General features: G+C 57.9%; 22 protein-coding genes. 6 read left to right on the top strand and 16 right to left on the bottom strand.

Annotated features, from left to right (window positions below):
• The first annotated feature begins 74 nt into the window (after window positions 1-74).
• Window positions 75-341: a cupin domain-containing protein gene (locus ACSQ8V_RS20445; RefSeq protein ID WP_213768001.1), complete on the top strand. Its 267-nt coding sequence runs from the start codon at window positions 75-77 to the stop codon at window positions 339-341.
• An 84-nt stretch (window positions 342-425) separates the two neighbouring features.
• Here ACSQ8V_RS20445 and oxlT read toward each other — a convergent pair whose 3' ends face one another.
• A complete protein-coding gene (oxlT, locus tag ACSQ8V_RS20440) occupies window positions 426-1,730 on the bottom strand; it encodes an oxalate/formate MFS antiporter (RefSeq protein ID WP_436207973.1) in 1,305 nt (434 codons plus the stop codon).
• A 366-nt stretch (window positions 1,731-2,096) separates the two neighbouring features.
• The gene (gene nhaR, locus ACSQ8V_RS20435) at window positions 2,097-2,990 is read right to left on the bottom strand and encodes a transcriptional activator NhaR (protein WP_436206949.1); all 894 of its coding nucleotides are present in this window, start codon (window positions 2,988-2,990) and stop codon (window positions 2,097-2,099) included.
• A 131-nt stretch (window positions 2,991-3,121) separates the two neighbouring features.
• Between nhaR and ACSQ8V_RS20430 the strand changes: the two genes are divergently transcribed.
• The 3 genes from ACSQ8V_RS20430 (at window position 3,122) to ACSQ8V_RS20420 (ending at window position 5,265) form a co-directional block, all read left to right on the top strand.
• On the top strand, window positions 3,122-3,442 hold the full coding sequence (locus ACSQ8V_RS20430) for a zf-TFIIB domain-containing protein (protein WP_436206948.1): 321 nt from the start codon (window positions 3,122-3,124) through the stop codon (window positions 3,440-3,442).
• Between the two features lie 76 nt (window positions 3,443-3,518).
• Window positions 3,519-3,986: a CBS domain-containing protein gene (locus tag ACSQ8V_RS20425; RefSeq protein ID WP_436184904.1), complete on the top strand. Its 468-nt coding sequence runs from the start codon at window positions 3,519-3,521 to the stop codon at window positions 3,984-3,986.
• A gap of 442 nt (window positions 3,987-4,428) precedes the next feature.
• On the top strand, window positions 4,429-5,265 hold the full coding sequence (locus ACSQ8V_RS20420) for a DMT family transporter (protein WP_213767998.1): 837 nt from the start codon (window positions 4,429-4,431) through the stop codon (window positions 5,263-5,265).
• Window positions 5,266-5,300: 35 nt separating this feature from the next.
• Here the strand turns inward: ACSQ8V_RS20420 and ACSQ8V_RS20415 are convergent, their stop codons facing one another.
• The 6 genes from ACSQ8V_RS20415 to ACSQ8V_RS20390 all read right to left on the bottom strand — a co-directional run bounded on the left by ACSQ8V_RS20415 (window position 5,301) and on the right by ACSQ8V_RS20390 (window position 10,071).
• Window positions 5,301-5,888, bottom strand: coding sequence for a hypothetical protein (locus ACSQ8V_RS20415; RefSeq protein ID WP_213767997.1), 588 nt, complete (start codon window positions 5,886-5,888; stop codon window positions 5,301-5,303).
• A 298-nt stretch (window positions 5,889-6,186) separates the two neighbouring features.
• Window positions 6,187-7,359, bottom strand: a complete 1,173-nt coding sequence (locus ACSQ8V_RS20410; RefSeq protein ID WP_213767995.1) for a metallophosphoesterase — start codon at window positions 7,357-7,359, stop codon at window positions 6,187-6,189.
• A 391-nt stretch (window positions 7,360-7,750) separates the two neighbouring features.
• Window positions 7,751-8,113, bottom strand: a complete 363-nt coding sequence (locus tag ACSQ8V_RS20405) for a DUF4148 domain-containing protein (RefSeq protein WP_436206947.1) — start codon at window positions 8,111-8,113, stop codon at window positions 7,751-7,753.
• A gap of 180 nt (window positions 8,114-8,293) precedes the next feature.
• The gene (locus ACSQ8V_RS20400) at window positions 8,294-8,995 is read right to left on the bottom strand and encodes a nitroreductase (protein ID WP_436206946.1); all 702 of its coding nucleotides are present in this window, start codon (window positions 8,993-8,995) and stop codon (window positions 8,294-8,296) included.
• Window positions 8,996-9,064: 69 nt separating this feature from the next.
• Window positions 9,065-9,286 (bottom strand): acetyl-CoA hydrolase/transferase C-terminal domain-containing protein, encoded by a 222-nt coding sequence (locus ACSQ8V_RS20395; RefSeq protein WP_436206945.1) that lies wholly within the window; start codon window positions 9,284-9,286, stop codon window positions 9,065-9,067.
• Between the two features lie 260 nt (window positions 9,287-9,546).
• Entirely contained in the window at window positions 9,547-10,071 is a 525-nt protein-coding gene (locus ACSQ8V_RS20390; RefSeq protein WP_436206944.1) for a hypothetical protein, read from the bottom strand.
• Between the two features lie 323 nt (window positions 10,072-10,394).
• Between ACSQ8V_RS20390 and ACSQ8V_RS20385 the strand changes: the two genes are divergently transcribed.
• The gene (locus tag ACSQ8V_RS20385; protein ID WP_436183416.1) at window positions 10,395-10,916 is read left to right on the top strand and encodes a DUF6572 domain-containing protein; all 522 of its coding nucleotides are present in this window, start codon (window positions 10,395-10,397) and stop codon (window positions 10,914-10,916) included.
• Between the two features lie 273 nt (window positions 10,917-11,189).
• Here the strand turns inward: ACSQ8V_RS20385 and hfq are convergent, their stop codons facing one another.
• On the bottom strand, window positions 11,190-11,513 hold the full coding sequence (gene hfq / locus ACSQ8V_RS20380) for an RNA chaperone Hfq (RefSeq protein ID WP_436183415.1): 324 nt from the start codon (window positions 11,511-11,513) through the stop codon (window positions 11,190-11,192).
• Window positions 11,514-11,671: 158 nt separating this feature from the next.
• Between hfq and ACSQ8V_RS20375 the strand changes: the two genes are divergently transcribed.
• Window positions 11,672-11,938, top strand: coding sequence for a hypothetical protein (locus ACSQ8V_RS20375; RefSeq protein WP_436206943.1), 267 nt, complete (start codon window positions 11,672-11,674; stop codon window positions 11,936-11,938).
• 184 nt (window positions 11,939-12,122) lie between these two features.
• On the opposite strand, the gene ACSQ8V_RS20370 is transcribed toward ACSQ8V_RS20375, so the two are convergent.
• From ACSQ8V_RS20370 to ACSQ8V_RS20340, 7 genes are all read right to left on the bottom strand, one after another.
• Window positions 12,123-12,347 carry a hypothetical protein gene (locus ACSQ8V_RS20370; protein WP_436206942.1) on the bottom strand — a complete coding sequence of 75 codons (225 nt, stop codon included), beginning with the start codon at window positions 12,345-12,347 and terminating at the stop codon, window positions 12,123-12,125.
• Between the two features lie 188 nt (window positions 12,348-12,535).
• On the bottom strand, window positions 12,536-13,105 hold the full coding sequence (locus ACSQ8V_RS20365) for a TetR/AcrR family transcriptional regulator (RefSeq protein ID WP_436206941.1): 570 nt from the start codon (window positions 13,103-13,105) through the stop codon (window positions 12,536-12,538).
• A 243-nt stretch (window positions 13,106-13,348) separates the two neighbouring features.
• Window positions 13,349-14,677 carry an LLM class flavin-dependent oxidoreductase gene (locus ACSQ8V_RS20360; RefSeq protein WP_436206940.1) on the bottom strand — a complete coding sequence of 443 codons (1,329 nt, stop codon included), beginning with the start codon at window positions 14,675-14,677 and terminating at the stop codon, window positions 13,349-13,351.
• Between the two features lie 204 nt (window positions 14,678-14,881).
• A complete protein-coding gene (locus ACSQ8V_RS20355; protein ID WP_436183411.1) occupies window positions 14,882-15,265 on the bottom strand; it encodes a DUF427 domain-containing protein in 384 nt (127 codons plus the stop codon).
• 329 nt (window positions 15,266-15,594) lie between these two features.
• Window positions 15,595-15,891: a YciI family protein gene (locus ACSQ8V_RS20350; protein ID WP_213767983.1), complete on the bottom strand. Its 297-nt coding sequence runs from the start codon at window positions 15,889-15,891 to the stop codon at window positions 15,595-15,597.
• A 25-nt stretch (window positions 15,892-15,916) separates the two neighbouring features.
• Window positions 15,917-16,201 (bottom strand): muconolactone Delta-isomerase, encoded by a 285-nt coding sequence (gene catC / locus ACSQ8V_RS20345; RefSeq protein WP_213767982.1) that lies wholly within the window; start codon window positions 16,199-16,201, stop codon window positions 15,917-15,919.
• Between the two features lie 30 nt (window positions 16,202-16,231).
• Entirely contained in the window at window positions 16,232-17,566 is a 1,335-nt protein-coding gene (locus ACSQ8V_RS20340; protein WP_436206939.1) for a short-chain fatty acid transporter, read from the bottom strand.
• Between the last annotated feature and the right edge of the window lie 13 nt (window positions 17,567-17,579).

The following is a 17,579-nucleotide window of genomic DNA, read 5'->3' as shown; positions in this document are numbered from 1 at the left end:
GCATCCTCGTCTGCACCGCGTCGTTTCAACTTATATTAGTAGGTGACCCAAGACCCGCTAGAAGGGGAACGATCATGGAACGCGACGATTTCATCGAAATGCTCGCGCGCGGGGGTTTTCAGACCACCGTGCTGGTGGAGCGCGAAGCCGGCGCGTCTCTTGACGACCACGCGCATGCGTTCGAAGCCAAGGCGCTGATTCTTGAAGGTGAATTGACGCTGAGCATCGACAATAAAGACACGCGTTATCGACCAGGCGACGTGTTCCATTTGAGGGCAAACGAAACGCATAGTGAGCGTTACGGTCCCGAAGGCGTCTGCTATCTGGTGGGCAGGAAATAGTAGGACGGCCGGATGAACACCGGCCATTCTTTCATTACAAACGAGCGAAGCTGGAGAACACATGAGCTTCGCCGCATAGCATGATCACTCCTTCAAGGCCGAACCAAACGGCATGCCGGCTATGGTGGATGCATGCTTCTCCTTGTGAGCCTGCCGCATTGGCTTGAGCACAAAGAGCGCCAGCAGCGCCGACGCCGCAGCCATTCCCGAAGCCAGCATGAAGACAGCGTGCCAACTGCCGGTCGCGGCCGTAATCACGCTGCTGAACGGCACGAGCAAGGCCGCCGTCCCCTTCGCCGTGTAGAGCAGGCCGGCATTGGTGGCTGCAAATTTTGGCCCGAACGTATCGCCGCAAGTCGCGGGAAAGAGGCTGTAGATTTCACCCCAGGCGAAGAAGACAATACCCGTCAGTACGACGAACGCCACCGGACTCTGTCCATATTTCGACAGCAGCAAAATACCGACCGCCTCAATCGCAAACGCCATGAACATCGTGTTCTCGCGGCCGATGCGATCCGAGATCCAGCCGAAGAAAGGCCGCGTCAAGCCGTTGAGAACGCGGTCGATCGTCAGCGCAAATGTAAGCGCGGGCAACGTCAGGCCAAGCAGCGAGACAGGCGAGTCATGCAGGCCGAAGTCCTTCGCAATCGGACCAAGCTGTGCGGTCGCCATCAAGCCGCCGGCCGCCATCATCACGAACATCAGGTACATCACCCAAAAGATCGGAGAGCTTACGACCTGCCTCGGCGTCGCGTTATAAACATCGCTCTTCAAGGCACTCTTGACCGATGCAAGCAGGCTTGCGGGCGGCGCATACAGCGCCATCCCGAGCAGGAACACCACCAGTCCCTGACCGAGGCCGAACCACAGGAAGGTGGCTTCGTAGCCGCTGCTCTTGATCATGTGCGCGATCGGCACGACGGTTGCGGCCGATCCCGCACCGAAGCCGGCGGCGGTGATACCGGCTGCCAGACCACGGCGAGTAGGGAACCATTTCAGCGCATTGCCAACGCACGTGCCATACACGGCCCCCGCGCCAACGCCGCCCACGGCCGCCGCGAAATACAGCAACGGCAACGAGGAAGCCACCGAGTTGAGCGCCCAGGCGATCGCACAAAGCAGCCCACCGGCGACGACAACCGGACGCGGACCGTACTTGTCGACGAGATAACCTTCGATAGGAACCAGCCAGGTTTCCGTCACCACGAAGATCGTGAACGCTACTTGGATTGCCGCTCGACCCCACTGATGCTTTTCATCGATTGGATTCACAAACAAGGTCCAGCCGTACTGCATATTCGCGATCATGGCCATGCAGATCACGCCAAACACGAGCTGCATCCATGGCGACGCCAGCCGCGACGCACCTTCCTGGCGATTCATTTCCATCACTGTCTCCTTGGCATTCGCTGCCTTGTATTCGGGACGCCGAATGGACGTCTCCGTCATCGCCTGTCCTTCGTTTCGATGGCGATGGAATACACAATATGTAATATATCAAGTAAGTACAATGAAAGAATTGACAGGGTTTTTACCAGATCGGGTTAATACTGAAAGAAATATGAAAGTATTTTCCCGATTGTTCCGCGCGATAAAAAAAGGCCCGCAGGCAAACCTGGCGGGCCGAGACGTGGTACGCGACATGGCAGTCCGCAACACGTACGACAGTTATAGTAGAAAGTTAAATGTAATGTAAGAGATTTATTCACAGAGTGCCCGTCGGCGGAGGACGCGCCCATGCGACTCGGGCACGACCTACGCATTGAACAGCTTGCTGCGCGCCGCGCTCATGATCGACGATATGGCGGGATGGCTGATCCGCCGTTCAATGGAGATGGCGAAGAACTCTTCAACAATTGTTTCGATGTGTCCAACCGCAATCAAGCCGTGCTCTCGTTTAAGTTGTGCCGCCAGCACCGTCGGTGCAAACAGCACACCCCTTCCCTCGCGGCCAAACGCGAGCGTCAGCGCGCTGTCGTCGAACTCTCCTACAATGCGCGGCGAGATCGTGCGCAACTTCAGCCAGTGATCGAGTTTCCTTCGGACTGCTGACTCAGTGCCGGGCAACAGCACCGGCATGTCGCTCAGCGATGCGGGGAAAGCCTTTGCGGCGCGTGCCGCCAAGGATTTGGATGCGAAGCAACTCAGCGTCGAACGGCCGAGCGAATGGTTGAACGCCTTGACGTTCACATCGGGCGGGATGGGGGCGTCGGCAATGATCAGGTCCAGCTTATGCACGGCTAATTGCGAAAGCAGCGCATGCAGCTTGCCTTCATGACAGATCAGCCGCAGTGAGTCCGACAGGTTCAATGCCGGCTCGAGTAGTCGATAAGCCACCGTCTTCGGAACCGAATCCGCCACGCCCACGCGCAGTTGCGCCCGCGCGGCTTCCTTCTCCTGCCTGACCGCGCTTTCCAGCTCGGCGCCGAGCGAGAAGATCTCATCGGCGTAATCGAGTGCAAGCCGGCCCGCATCGGTCAGTTCAAGGTTGCGGCCGCTCTTTTTAAAGAGCTTTTTATTGAGCGCGTCCTCAAGCAGTTTGATCTGGCCACTCAGCGTCTGAGGCGTGATGTGCAACTGCGTGCCGGCACGCGCAATGCCGCCCGCATGCGCCGCGGCCCAGAAATAATACAAATGCTTGAAGTTCATCCACGTCTCCATGGCGATGCCGGGATACATCGGTTTTCCCGAAGTATTGACGCCAAAAATACGAATTTTACATTACGCTTTCATCCGATACATTGAGGCTTCGTTAGGGTTTTGATGAAGGAGCCAAAGTAATGAAATGTCCAGTGTGCAAGACGCCGGATCTGCTGATGGCGGACCGCCAGGGAATCGAAGTCGATTATTGCCCGACGTGTCGTGGTGTGTGGCTGGATCGTGGTGAGCTCGACAAACTGATCGGGCGCGCCGCTGACGAATCTGTCCCGCAAGCGCAAGCGGCAGCGGCAAGTACCCCGGTCGCGCGCCGGCATGACGAAGGCCGTCATTACAACGACCGCGATCGCCGCCACGGTTACGGCGACGATGAGTATCGCGACCGGCGTTATCCGTACAAAAAGAAGAAGTCGCTTCTCGGTGACCTGTTCGACTTCGGCTGACAACGTCGGCTGAAAAGCGCGGATATGCGCGCAACACGAGTAACAGCTCAAACCTATTTCTTAATCGAGGCACATGATGGCAACAGTCGCACAATTGCTGAGTTCAAAAACAGATCAGTCCTTTCACACGATCGAGGCGTCGGCGAGTGTCTTCGACGCCATCAAGCTGATGGCACATAAACAGATTGGCGCACTCGTGGTCACGTCCGGAGAGCACATCACCGGCATCGTGACAGAGCGCGACTATGCCCGGAAAATCGTGCTGCATGACCGGTTGTCAAAAGAGACGCCCGTGGGCGATGTCATGTCGAAAGCCATCCGATACGTTCGTCTCAATCAAACGACAGACGAATGCATGACGATCATGACTGAAAACCGCATACGTCATCTTCCGGTGATCGACGGCGGCCTGCTGATCGGCATGGTATCAATCGGCGATCTCGTCAGGAACCTGATCGTCGAGCAACAATTCACGATCCACCAATTGGAACACTACATTCGCGGCAACAGCCATGCAGCGGAGTCAGCGGTCGAAACACGCTAGACATGGGCGGCGGTTTATTAGGAAAACCCTGTCGGACTGAAGCGAAATCGAATCAATTTCCTGGCGAGGAGCCGTTGCGTGAGACGCGAAAGCGCCCCTACGGCCCTTGTCTGAATTTTCATTGAAAGACTGAGGCAACGATTGAAACAAACGGCTTCTGGTAAATCAGGCACTGACCGGCTGTGATGTAATCAGTCTGCTGCAAGACCTATGCGCATGGGTTTCGCATCGCTACGGGTAGGTGAGAAAAGCGCCGCGCGGTCGAACGCAATGCGCGCAGGCGGTGGTCAAGCGGTACTGTCATGACAGGGCGGCTCGTCCGGCCAGCGGCAGCGCGCGTTCTCTGACATAATGGCGTTTCGCCGTTTGCCACTTTTCGCCACCAAACGCCTTTCATTGCCACGTACGCCGGCACCATGCCAGCACCCTTCCCGCGGTCCTGATGCAGCCTTTCATCGTCTTGCTCGTCCTGTTCTCCGCGCTGCTGCACGCCACCTGGAACGCCTTCCTGCACACCAGCGGCGACCGTGTATGGCAGTTCGGCATGATGTCTTTCCCCTACCTCGTGTGTTCGGCGATCGTGTTGCTGTTCGTGCCCGCGCCGGCGCGTGCAAGCTGGCCGTACATCGCGGCATCGGCGGCTTTGCAGCTCGGTTATTGCGTGGCGTTGGCGAAGGCCTACAAGGCGGGTGACTTCGGGCAAATTTATCCCATTGCGCGCGGCCTCTCGCCGCTGCTGGTGTTCGCTGGCGCGTTCGTCTTCGCGGGCGAACATCTTCGGCCGCTCGCGCTGGCGGGCGTCGCGCTCGTGTCGATCGGTATCATTTCTCTGGCATTCCGCAAGCGCCGTTTCGCCACTGCAAGTGTGCCGGCCGCGCTCGTGACGGGCGCGTTTATCTCCGCTTACACAATCGTGGACGGCATCGGCGTGCGCGTAGCCGGTAGCGGCTTCGGATATATCGCGTGGGCGTATATCCTCTTCAACCTGCCCCTCGCCGCGATGGCTTTTTATCGATACGGCGGCCCACGCCGCCTGTTCCTCGACGACCCGCGACGCTCGCTGCAAGCCTTAAGCGGCGGAGCGATCGCAATGGTCGCGTACACCATTGTGATCATTGCCTTTCGCTATCTGCCCATTGCGATGGTCTCAGCGTTGCGCGAGCTTAGTTCGATTTTCGCCGTTCTGATCGGCTGGCTGTTCATGCGAGAAAAGCTGACCGCGCGGCGCGTGCTGGCGTGCGCACTCGTCACGGCAGGCGCGGTTTTGATCCGCATTTAAATGGTGAAGTGCGGATTTTCAACCACGTCCACACATTATTTCGCCGTGGGCGTAACCTCCACTGCCGTGGCTGAAATTAATACGGCGTGAACGGTGTCGCCCGGCTTCAATTTATATGCGGCTATTTCAGAACTTAAATCGAACGTCTCTGTATGCCATGGGCCACGCAGGGTGATTGTTTTATTCTTGCTATTGACACTCTGCACTGTTGCGACAATCTCGGTTTCGTGGACTGCGCCGAAACCCTGAGAACCGGATGCGGGCGCATAAACCTCGGTATCGACACGTTTTCGCAATTCGTCACCCTTCGCTGACGCTTTCGTTGCCCTGATCAGCATCGCGTCCCTGACCTGCACATCCACACGATCGCCAATCTTCAAGGCATCGAAGTTCGTCACCTCCTTGCCGACCGCCACCGGTAGCACCCGGCCCTTCGCGCCTTTTAGCGTCAAGGTCCTGGCACCCGCGTCGATACCGACAATCTGCGCGTGAAGCTGCTTTGGCGGGGCATTCAGCGCGGATTGAATTGCGGCACTGGAAAGTTGCTGATCGGTTTGCGCGCCAACCTGCGCTGTCACCGTTAATAAGGCAAACGATAAAGCCACAGTCCATTTTGCGGTCATGCAGTTTCTCCGGGCGAAGGAAAATTAAATCGCGCACCGAATCGAACGATTAATTCTATTTGGAAGCGCCAGCGCATTAATTTGCGAGCGCTATTTATACCGCGCACACCGGAGTTCTGTCCACGAAACCGCATTAATTACTGATTATCAAGTAATCGGGTGAAGCATTTAATAGATCGGATTAATTTTAATTTTTATCACAATCACTTCAATTCAACAGGAATTCCATGCAAAACCCGCGTCCTTTTCAGGACACCGGGCAAAACCTGAATCTTTGAAGCTGACTGGTAATCAGGACTTAGGCAGGACGCGCGCCACTCACGTTCACCAAACGCAAACGGGTAATTTCGGACGGGGCGCCAATGCGTATTGGCGGTCCCCAATAGCCCGTGCCGCGGCTGGTATACACCCACAAGTCGTTGAGCTTTTCGAGTCCGGCAACGAAAGGCTGCTGTAACCGGACGAAGAAATTCCAGGGCAGAAACTGACCGCCATGCGTGTGGCCGGACAATTGCAGCGTAAACCCTGCCTTCGATGCCGCCGGTGCGCTGCGAGGCTGATGGGCGAGCAGCAGACGAAACGCAATGTCGGCTGGTGCGCCGAACATGGCTTTAGCCGGATCGCTTTTGTGGGCCGGGTCGAAACTGCCCGCGCCGTAGTCGGTCACGCCGGCCACGACTGCACGCGCACCGTCGTGATCAACAATCACGTGTTCGTTAAGCAGCACCTTCAGCCCAAGGCGGCGGAATTCAGCAATCCACTTGTCCGCGCCGGCGTAATACTCGTGATTGCCGGTGACCAGGAACGCGCCATGCCGCGCCTTCAGGTCGGAAAGTGGCCGCGTATGCGCGGCAAGATGCGGCACCGAACCATCGACCACGTCGCCTGTTACGGCGATCAGGTCTGGCGACAACGCATTGACCGCAGCCACAATCTTTTCGACGTAATGACGCTTGATGGTCGGGCCCACGTGGATATCGCTGATCTGCACGATGGTGAAGCCATTCAACGCGGGAGCCAGGTTCTCAATAGGCACATCGACGTTCTTCACCCCGGCACGCCGCCGCGCGCTGTAGATGCCGAACAGGGTCACCAGCACGGCGAGCAGCGGCACGCCAAGCGCGCTCCAGGCGATGAAACCAGGCCAGCCGCTCGTATCCTTTTGCACGCTGCTGATCAGGTGCAAGACCAGCAATACGATATCGCGGAGAAAAGTCAGCCCCAACAGTGAGGAGAAGAACCCCATGGTGAGCAGGCCGATCCACGCCAGACGATCGGACAGCGGTTGCTGACTGATATTACGCGCAGCCATGCCGAGCGGAATCAGCAAGCAGGAAGCTACGAGTGCGAGCACTGCGAGCCATCGCAGCGGCGCGCCAACGGGTGCAACCGGAATCAGGCGCACGCCGATATATACGTGAAACAGAATTCCGATACCGATGACGCGGATAAAAAACGCGGAACGTCGCATAGACCGCCTGGTGGAAGATAAAGCCGGTAGGTTGAACCGAGATTGAGACCGGCGACCCGCTACGTCGATACGTTTGACCGTCTGACCGTCCGTCAACAAGCCCGGCCCGAAGCGGCATCCGATTCTACCGGTTCAACAAAAAATCTGCCGGTGCGTAGCCGCTGCCAAAAGGCTCGCAACGTGCATGCCATAAAGGATTCGCAAGGCTCGCACTTCGTGAACACATCGGCAAGCATGACAAGCCACTGCATGGAACCGCAAAAGAATCTGCGCTTTGCCAGGAACCCCGCGCGGACGAATTGAATTGCCGCGAATTCGACGCATTGGAAAAAAATAACCCGCTTTCAGCGGGTTATTTTCATGCGATCACAGTACGTCCAAAGCTTGGCGTTCAGGGCGCAGAAGCTGCCTTGGCTTTCTCAGCCGCCGACTTTTTCTCCGCATTCTGGATATTTTGCGGGTAGTTGGTCTGGTCACCGCCTGGCTGGTAGCCGTTCTTTTCCAGATCCTTCAGTTCGGCGTTCTTCTTGGCGCGGGCGGCCTTGCGGGCAGCCTTGCGTTGCGCCTTCTGCACCTGCTTAGGTGTGGAAGCACCCGTGTCGGTGGTGGCGGTTTGCGCCATCGCGACAGGGGCGGTCAACCCGGCAATTGATACTGATACGACGAGAGCCATTGCAGCCATGCGGATTCGGTACATAACGAGATTCTCCACGAAAAGCGGTTTTTTTGGTGCGGCAGCGCCATTGGCGTCCACCGCGTTTGTCGTGCTGGACCTGCATGCTTCGCTACGTGCCAGATATTCCCACACTTACGACCTTGTTCGCGAGCCATCGGACACGCGTGGATATCTTAACCAACTCTTTGTAAAAACGTGTAGCACATCCGTAAGAAGTAAATCACAAAACCCCTGTTTTTTTCGATGCCGGTCATGCCGTTACGTCAAAAACCGCACGAAGTCGTCGACCTCTTCTCGTCTGCTGACGAGCGCATTCTCAGGTTGCGACAGATCTGCGTAACCGATGCTCATGCCGCACACCACGATCTCGTTGTCAGGCAGCGCCAGATGTTCCGCGATGATCCGGTGATAGCGGTTGAACGCGGCCTGAGGACAAGTATCCAGCCCGAATGCGCGCGCCATCAGCATGACGCTCTGCAGGAACATGCCGTAGTCGAGCCATGAACCCTGCTCCATGCTGCGATCGGTGACGAAAATCACGCCGACCGGCGCGCCGAAGAATTCGAAATTGCGGCCAAGCTGGGCCTTCATGCGGGGTTTATCCTCGCGCGTTATTCCGAGCAGCGAGTACAACGACCAGCCGAGTTCGCGCCTTCTGTCGATAAACGGCGAGGTCCACTTGCGCGGGTAGTAAGCGAATTCTTCCTCGTGCAGCTTGTCCGCCTCGGGATCGTTGTACACGGCAAGGATCTTTCGTGAGAGCGCATCGCGCGCTTCGCCGGTCAGCACATAAACCTTCCACGGCTGGGTATTGCTGCCCGACGGCGCACGCCGGGCGTGATCAAAGATCTGGCGCAGGGTGGTTTCGTCGACCACGTCAGGCAGGAACGCGCGAATGGAGCGGCGCGACATCAGCGCCTGCATCACGGTCACAGTGCCGGTTGCATCGTCGTTATTCATTAAAGCCCTCGTCTCGGGATTACATGCCTTAAGCGCACCGTGCTTGCGCCCAAGCGTTCGCCGGTTACTTTATCGCGAGCACGCCGAACGCGCCCGGCGTGCTTGCCTGAAGCACGTGTTCGCCAGTTCGACGACTTCATCGGCGCTGCCGTTCAGCACCGCGCGCAGCATGTAGAGGTCCTTTTCGATGGTCGAGTTGACCGAGACAAAGTTGTCGTTGCGGGAGATCTTGTGGGGATCGTCCACATAGCTGACAGGATAACTTTCGATGGAAGGGTGATCGTTGGGCAACGCCCTTTAAACAAGAGGCAGGCTACGCGCAATGCTTAAAAAAAATCCATCCGGCTTGCGCCGAATGGATTTTTTAGCGATAACGCGTGGTCGCGGAGGTACCTTGATTGCCGCGTTACCGCGCTTCCGTAGAAGCTCGAAATCAACCGGTTTTACCCGGGCGATTCGCCGTTCGTCATCCAGCGGGGATCTGAATCACCAACGAAGTACACATGATGAAGTTTCGACGAATTGCCGGCTATCGGAGGAATCCGACTGCTTCAGTTAAGCGCTTTTCCTGAACCCAGCGAATTCGGGTTCGAGAGATCGACCAGCACACGCGTACCCGGAACAACCGTGGCGGCAGCCGCTGGCGAATTTGCCTGCACCGTCAGTACGTCGCCTTGCGTGTCCTTGAGCGTCATCAACCCGCCGTCGACGCGTGCCACGCTGGCCACGACCCGGCTACCGTCCGGCGAAGGCACGGCCGCCAACGATGATGCATCAAGCACTGTCAGCCTGACCGCGCGCTGTGCCGAACCTACCACGTTCGTGCCGGCTTTCAGTTTGTCGAGGTTCGGCACGTTGTTGCCGACCTGGAACGCTTCCGTGCCGCCCTGTGCGTTGATGACCGTGACTTGGTGCGTAACCATGTCCACCGACTGTACCCGCCCGCCAACACGCACTGACGTGGTGCCGTCGATAGTCGTGGCAAACGCGCCTGCCGTTATCATTACCATTGACGATGCGGCCGCGATCAATGCGGACTTGACTGACCAAAGGGTTTTAGTTGACTTCGATTTCATGTTGTTACTCCTGCCGGACAAATAAGGTTCCGCTCGTGCGCTGTCCGATCTAATCGCACAAACTATTTAAATAAAGTGAACCCAGTTTGTTTTTCGAGATGGGACCTGTCAATCAATCCCACTTCTTTTTAGGTATCCTCCTATTTCAAGATCGGAGTTTGATCTGCGTACCAAAACACTCAATTTCGGAGCTTGTTGGAAGTCGTCAGGCCTGAAGGTCGTACACTGTTGCAATCATGCTCCGCGTACTTATTTAGGATGACGCAGTCCATTACAATAGGCACCTGCAATCTTTGCCCGGCATCGGGCGCTGGGGAAATACCATGTCTCTTCTCGACGTGGACACTATCGATTACGTCGGCGTGAACATTTTGTTCAAGCGCGTGTACGTCGGCATTTTCGACGACCTCGACTGGGACGACGAAGCAACGCATTTTGCGCTGCTGACGAAAAAAATCGATCGTTACACGCAGTACATCCGTTCGGGCCAGTTACTCTCGGCTTACCCGCGGGTGCGGGGTTATCCCGTGATTATTGAATACGTCGCCATGCGACCGATGACCCGCTCCGCCGAGGTTTTCTGGAAGACGCGCGAGACGCTTATCCGCGCGAGCGGCTTTGACGTCCGGTGCCGTACCGTTGACGTGCGGCATGCGCTGGCCGCAGATGCCGGGGCGAAGGTGGACGACGCTGAAGTTGCCGCTGACACGCGGCTGGAATCGGTTGTCAACGCGCTCGATCTCGCTACGCGGCCAGCTCCTGAAGAGAAGCAGCGCGAAGACATCGTGCATACCGGGCGGCGTGCAGTGCTGGTGATGCGCAAGAAAACGTCCTCGGGGCGATGAGAACGTCCGAGCGGACCTGGTAAGCGCCGTCGGGCGGCACGCCAGATGGCGACAAAATGGTGACAATCAATCGAAAAAAGGCGAAGCCCAATTGGGCTTCGCCTTTTTTCATGTTCTGCGGTAAATTCGGGCCGGCGCAGCAATGTTCGCCGCGTTCCTGTGCATCCTTCCCAAGCCTTCACCGGTCCGCCGGTCCAGCGAACCTGAACCGGCCTTTTACGTAGCAACCGTGGTTCACACGCCGGTTTCGTCCTGGCGCATGAACCGGGCATTTCATTCGCCGCCCATATTCGTCGGCAAGCGCCGTTTATGGGAAATAGCGACGGGACGCTTTGAGTCCGCGTCCCGCGGAGCGCCCGTGCGTGGCGCACCCGCAGTGAATGCTTTGCCGGTGTCTTCCTGGATGGTCGAAATCGAGTGCTTGTACACCGCCTGGATACCGGCGGCTGAACTCAGCATGACCAGATACTGGTCGAACGATTCGATGTGGCCAACCAGCCGTACCCCGTTCACGAGAAAAATTGCGACACGCTTGCGCTCTTTGCGGGCGGCGTTAAGCACGTCGCTCTGACTTTGCTGCTGGGGTTCTGTAGCCATTCTCTTTCGACCTGACGTTAGTATTTCAGACTGTTCCGGCAGATATCCGCCGGAATCTTGATGCATTACACAGTGCGCAGCCGTCGGACTCACATTGAGTCCCGGAGAAACAACTTGCGCTGACCGAATGCTACCGTTTCTCGCCGCTCGGTAACACCATGATGCCAGAGGGCGGCGCCGCGCACCGTTTGCCCCCATTCGAGCAACGCCGCTCCCGGGAGTTCAAATTTCGCACGAAAAATCAGTTTCCGAATATTCGCAAGCCCGATAAAAGCGCCCACACTCGTATGTCCGATACTAACCCACTGGAATATCGAGTGGGCGTGGCCGTTGAAGACGAACAAGATCAAAACCGGACAAACTATCGCCGGCCGGCGCCCCGCAGCGCAACGGGCAACGTCGGGCAACTTCCAGATGATCGCTGAAAAATCCTGCAGGCTGAGCTGCATCGAACATGCGGTCGACCGAAGCGCGCGCTCCCGGGCAATCCGCCATTCGAACGGCGTAAGAGGTTAAAAAAGGCCATCACGCCCGGTTTCCCGAGTCGCAACAGCCTTTTGTGTTCGCCACCGGCTAACACGGGTGGTGCCTGGATTTCAGCGTCCGGCGTTATTGAGCGGGGGTTACCGGCTTCTTCTTGTGCTTGAAGAGGTGGGGCTTGCCTCTCGAACTTCCCGGCGTGGAGCTATTGTCACCCCCGGTGGTCGGACCGGCCGTTGCAGCGCCATGCGCGTTGCCGCCGCCTGAACCACCGTTGCCGTTGCCCTGCGCCGCGGCCATGCCGGACACGCCAAGCAAGACTGCGGATACGCAAATCAGGTTAAGCACTTTCATCGTCAATCTCCAAAGAGCACGATTCAGCATTCGATTGCCGGCCACCCGGATCCATGTTCGATGACCGACCGGCAGACAACGGGTCGAATGTAATGTAATGCACGCACCGCTTCAAGAATTGTTTCCAATAAACCGGTATACGCCCTTCTGTAGCGCTACGCGCGTCGACGCGTGTCGACGCGTGTCCTTCAAGCCGGCGCCCCTGGCAACAAGGGCATCAGTTGCCCGGCGACGCTGTCCAGGATCTCCTTCGACAAAGCCGGGTCAGAGACTGCTCTCGCCAACCCGATCGCGCCGAGACAGGCGCTCAACTGCAGCATTGCGCGGGCGCGGCGCTCAGCCGGGTCCGCGATATCGAGCAAACCCTCGGAGAATGCGAGATTGTGCTTGACCCTTTCAGTGAATACCTCACGCGTGGCGTCATTGCTGCGCCCGACATCACCCAGCAACGCGCCCAGCGCACAGCCTTGGCCAGGGGCATCCCGATGCGCCTCGCTCAGGTAATCGCGTACCGCTTGCGCGAGGTTTTCTGCACGTGCTTCCCATACGTCCAGGCTTTTGAATGCAACCTCGAGCGCCTCGGTCACGAGTTCGTCGCGCGATTCAAAATGCTTGTAGAAACCGCCGACCGTCATGCCGGCTTCCTTCATGACGTCGGCAACACCAATGCCGTCCAGCCCAAGTTCCCGGAAGCGTCGTGCCGCCACATCGACGATTCGCTGATGCGTAGCCGCCTTCTCTGCCTGTGAATGTCCCATGACCTTCGTTTGTCCTGTGATGGGGTGACTATAGGCACCCTACAGGCACCCCCGGGACATCAATCTTAATGCAGAACCGGAATGGCACAGGCGCGCTCCGGCTCGACGCAGTATTCGTTGCCGCTTGCCTGTTCGCGCCATTTTCCACCGGACGATGGAATCATATTCAGGCGTGCGAAACAATTGGCGAAAAGAAACGTTTGTTTCCCGATGACGCCTCAGCCAGACAGCGTCATCCGTTCTTCATGCCTTGAAAAAACGGTTCTCGGGCCTCGGCAATCCAAGATTCTCTCGCAGGGTGACGCCTTCATATTCACGTCGAAAGATGTCTCTTGCCTGCAGTTCGGGCACGACCTTGTCGACGAAATCGTCGAGTCCGCCCGGCAGATAGGGGAACATCACGTTGAAACCATCCGATCCGTCCTCCACGAGCCATTGCTCCATCTGGTCCGCAATCATCCTGGGCGTGCCGACCATTTCAAGCCCCGAATAACCGCCGACCCGCTGCGCAAGCTGGCGGATCGTGAGATTGTCGCGGCTGGCCCAGTCGATCACGCGCTCACGGGCACTTTTGCTTGCATTGGTTTCAGGTATCTCGGGCAACGGCCCGTCCGGATCGAAGCCTGAGACATCGTGACCAAGCATGATCGAGAGTGAGGCGATGCCGCTGTCGTAATGAACAAGGCTATCGAGGCGCGCCCGCTTTTCCCGCGCATCGTCCAACGAGTCACCGACCACGACGAACGCCGCCGGCAAAATCTTGAGATGCTCGGGATTTCTCCCGAGTTTCGCCATCCGTCCTTTGATATCGGCGTAAAACCGCTGACCGTCTGCTAGCGTGGTCTGCGCGGTAAATACCGCTTCCGCCGTCTCGGCCGCGATCTGCCGCCCCGCCTCCGACGACCCCGCCTGCACGATGACCGGCCAGCCCTGCACGGGTCGCGCAATATTGAGCGGCCCACGCACCGACAGGTTCTCGCCCTTGTGGTTCAGCACATGCATCTTGGCGGGATCGAAGAACGTGCCGCTTTCAACGTCGCGAATGAAGGCGTCGTCAGCCCAGCTATCCCAGAGACCGGTCACGACATCGAAGAACTCGCGGCCCCGCCGATATCGCTCGCCGTGCTCCACATGTTCTTCCAGACCGAAGTTGAGCGCCGCGTCCGGATTGGCCGTGGTGACGAGGTTCCAGCCAGCGCGCCCACCGCTCAAGTGGTCGAGCGAGGCAAAGCGGCGCGCGACGTGGTAAGGCTCGTCGAACGTGGTGGACGCTGTCGCGATCAGGCCGATGCGCTCGGTCACCGCGGCGAGCGCCGACAACAATGTCAGCGGCTCGAATGATGTGGCTGTGTGACTTCGCCTCAACGCCTGGGTAGACATGTTGAGCACGGCTAGATGGTCTGCCATGAAGAAGGCATCGAAACGACCACGCTCCAGCGTCTGCGCAAAACGCTTGAGATGGGCGAAATTGAAGTTGGCGTCCGGGAATGCACCGGGGTAGCGCCAGGCTCCAGTATGAATGGTGGCCGGGCGCATGAAAGCGCCGAGCCGCAAGCGGCGTTGGGGGGTCATGGGATTCCGTTCCAGCGTTGATAGAAGTGCCTCGACGGCCAAGGCAAACGCTGCGCTCGTGGCGTCATCGATAAAATACGTCGAATGGCAAAAGCGTGCACGAACGGCTATCGATCAAGGACGGCTTGGTCAGTCTTTTGTCTTTGGGCAAGCGTGTGGCGTCGCCGATGCATGCGGCCGCGCGGGCGACGCCGCATGCCTGTGTCAGCCGGCCGGTTGCACGTCGAACTTGTCTACCCGATCCGTATAGAAAGCCAGATGGTCCTTGATCTGGGCGACCGCGGGATAGGTGTCTTCATAGGTCCATACCGCGTTCACGGAACGTTCGCCACCCAGCGGGATGCTGTAGTACGAGCAGTCCCCTTTGTACGGGCAATAGGTCGCGTGGTCGGTGCGCTGCAACAGCGACATGTCGACGTCCTTACGCGGAATGTACTGAACCGCCGGGTACGACGCTTCGCGCAACGTCAGTGCCTCGCGGGTATCTGCAACGACACGCCCGCCGATCGTGACGGTGATCCGCGCCGGGTTGGGCTCGATCGTGATGGGGTGATCGGGGCCGGGAATCCTGACTGTTTTGGTCTGCATGGCTTCGTGCTCCTTGAAGCAAGGGTGAACGGACTCAGCGAAGTGAGATAGTCGTTACCTACGAATACTGCAGGGTATCGGAAAGCGCGTTTTCTTGCCGTGCACCCCGCGTGTTTGCGCGTCGGTACCACCGCCTTGGCAGATCGGCCGCCAGGACAGGATGCTTGCGTCAAGATTGCGTCAAGAAACAGATAAGCCGCAGCGGCGGGAACACGCGCAGAACAGTCAGCCAGCGGAAATGATATTGAAAGATTTGTTTGGCTTGCCGAGCGTCACGCCGCTTGCCGGGTCGAACCATGGCGAGCCGCATGAAAGCAATGCAGCACGGCCTATAAATAACCCTTGCCGTCTACATAGGCCTTGCGCCAGCGTGTAATCGTCACGCGCTCGAATAAACCGGCAAGCGCGAATGGGTCGTTCGCGATGAAACGTTCGACTTCCTCACGCGTCTCGAGGTCGACTACATACAAGCCGCCGCCCGCGTTACTGCCGTCGTCCTGGAGTTTCGCGCCGCACGCAAGCAACAGTGCCTTGTTCGCTTCGAGATAGGCCAGGTGCACGTCGCGCTCTTGAATGCGCACCGATGCGTGACCGGGCTTGTCCCACGTTTCGATAATGAACGCCATGACACTCCTTTTATCGAACTCGGTTCTAGTTCTGCGCGATAGCCGACGGATGCTGCGCAAGCGGCGTGACCTGGATCGCCATGTAAGGAAAGAGCGGCAGCGAGCTAAGCAACGTATGGAGCTCGTCGTTGGACCCGACGTCGAGGACGCTGTAGTTCGCGTACTGCCCAGCCACGCGCCACAAGTGACGCCACTTTCCTTCGTGCTGCAGTTTTTGCGAGAACGCTTTCTCGTCGGCCTTCAGGCTATCGATGAGCTCGGTGTCGGCATCGAGGGGAATCTGTACCACCATATGAACCAGGAACAACATGATCGGACCTCCGGAAGATGATTGAACCGCCTAGCCCCACGAAAGAATCGCGACGGTATAAACAATACCGATCCAGAACATCATGATGACGGTATAACCCATGATGTCCTTCAGCTTGAGCTTCGACAACGCGAGCGCCGGCAGGATCCAGAACGGCTGGATCAGGTCGTTCCAGGCGTTGCCGAGCATGACCGCAGTGGCCGTATGCCCCACGGACGCGCCAATCGCCTTCGCCGCCTCGATCATGAACGGCCCCTGGATGACCCAGTGACCGCCGCCTGAAGGTGCGAAGAAATTGATGAAGAACGAGCTGATGAGGCCCCAGAACGGCAACGTATGCGGCGTCGCGATCTTGACGAAGAACTCCGAAAACGTGTTGACCAGTCCCGACGACGCCATGATCGCCATGATGCCCGCGTAAAACGGATATTGCAGGATGATGCCGCTGATCGTGCGGATGCCTTCGTTGAGTTTCTCGACGTAACGGATCGGCGTGCCCAGCAAGATGATGCCGAGAAACAGGATGATGAAGTTGATGAGGTTCAGATCCATCGTGCCGCCGCCGTGGAAATACAGCACCACGTAGACCACGCCGATCAATCCAATCAAGCCGCTCAGCAAGCGGCTGTTGTTCAGGCGGCTGGCGAACGTGTGTTCGTCGCCGGCGTCGGCGGGAACAGCCGCTTGGGCTGCTCGCGTGCGCTCCTCAAGCGTGCGGTCAATCTCGGTCACAGGCTGGCCCGGCTTCGGATGCAGCCATGCATTGAGCAAGGGCAGCGTGATCAGCACGACCAGGCTGGTCACGAGCATGGTCGGAGAAAAGATGGTTTCCGAGAGCGGAATCACGCCCATCTGCGCTTCCATCGGGTGACCTTTGGTTGAGATGAGCACGGGAATGCTTGCCGATAATCCGAGACCGTAAAGCGTGAAACCGCTATAGGCCGACGCAATGATCAAAGGGTAATGCACGCCCTTCACACTGAGCGCCAGCTTGCGCGCGACAATGCCGCCGATCACCAGCCCGAAGCCCCAGTTGAGATAACTGCCGATGCCGCCCACCAGCGTGGCAACAATGATCGCCATACGCGGATCATGCACTCGCATCACGATGCGATCGAGGAATCGCTCAGTCAGCGGTGCGGTCGCGAGCACGTAACCCATCGCCAGGATCACGGCCATTTGCGTGGTGAACGCGAGCAACGTCCAGAAGCCCTTGCCCCAGCTTGTTGTCAGCGCCACGATGCCCTGACCCTGCACCAATACGGCAAGGATCATGGTGAGAAGGGTCAGCCCGATCGCAAATACAAACGGATCTGGCAAATACTTGCGCATCAGTTCAGTGAAGAATCCCGTTATTTTCTGCATTGCAATGTCTCTA

It is taken from the genome of Caballeronia sp. LjRoot31 (assembly GCF_964253885.1).
Lineage (GTDB): Bacteria > Pseudomonadota > Gammaproteobacteria > Burkholderiales > Burkholderiaceae > Caballeronia.
This window is presented reverse-complemented; position numbering and strand designations above follow the sequence as displayed.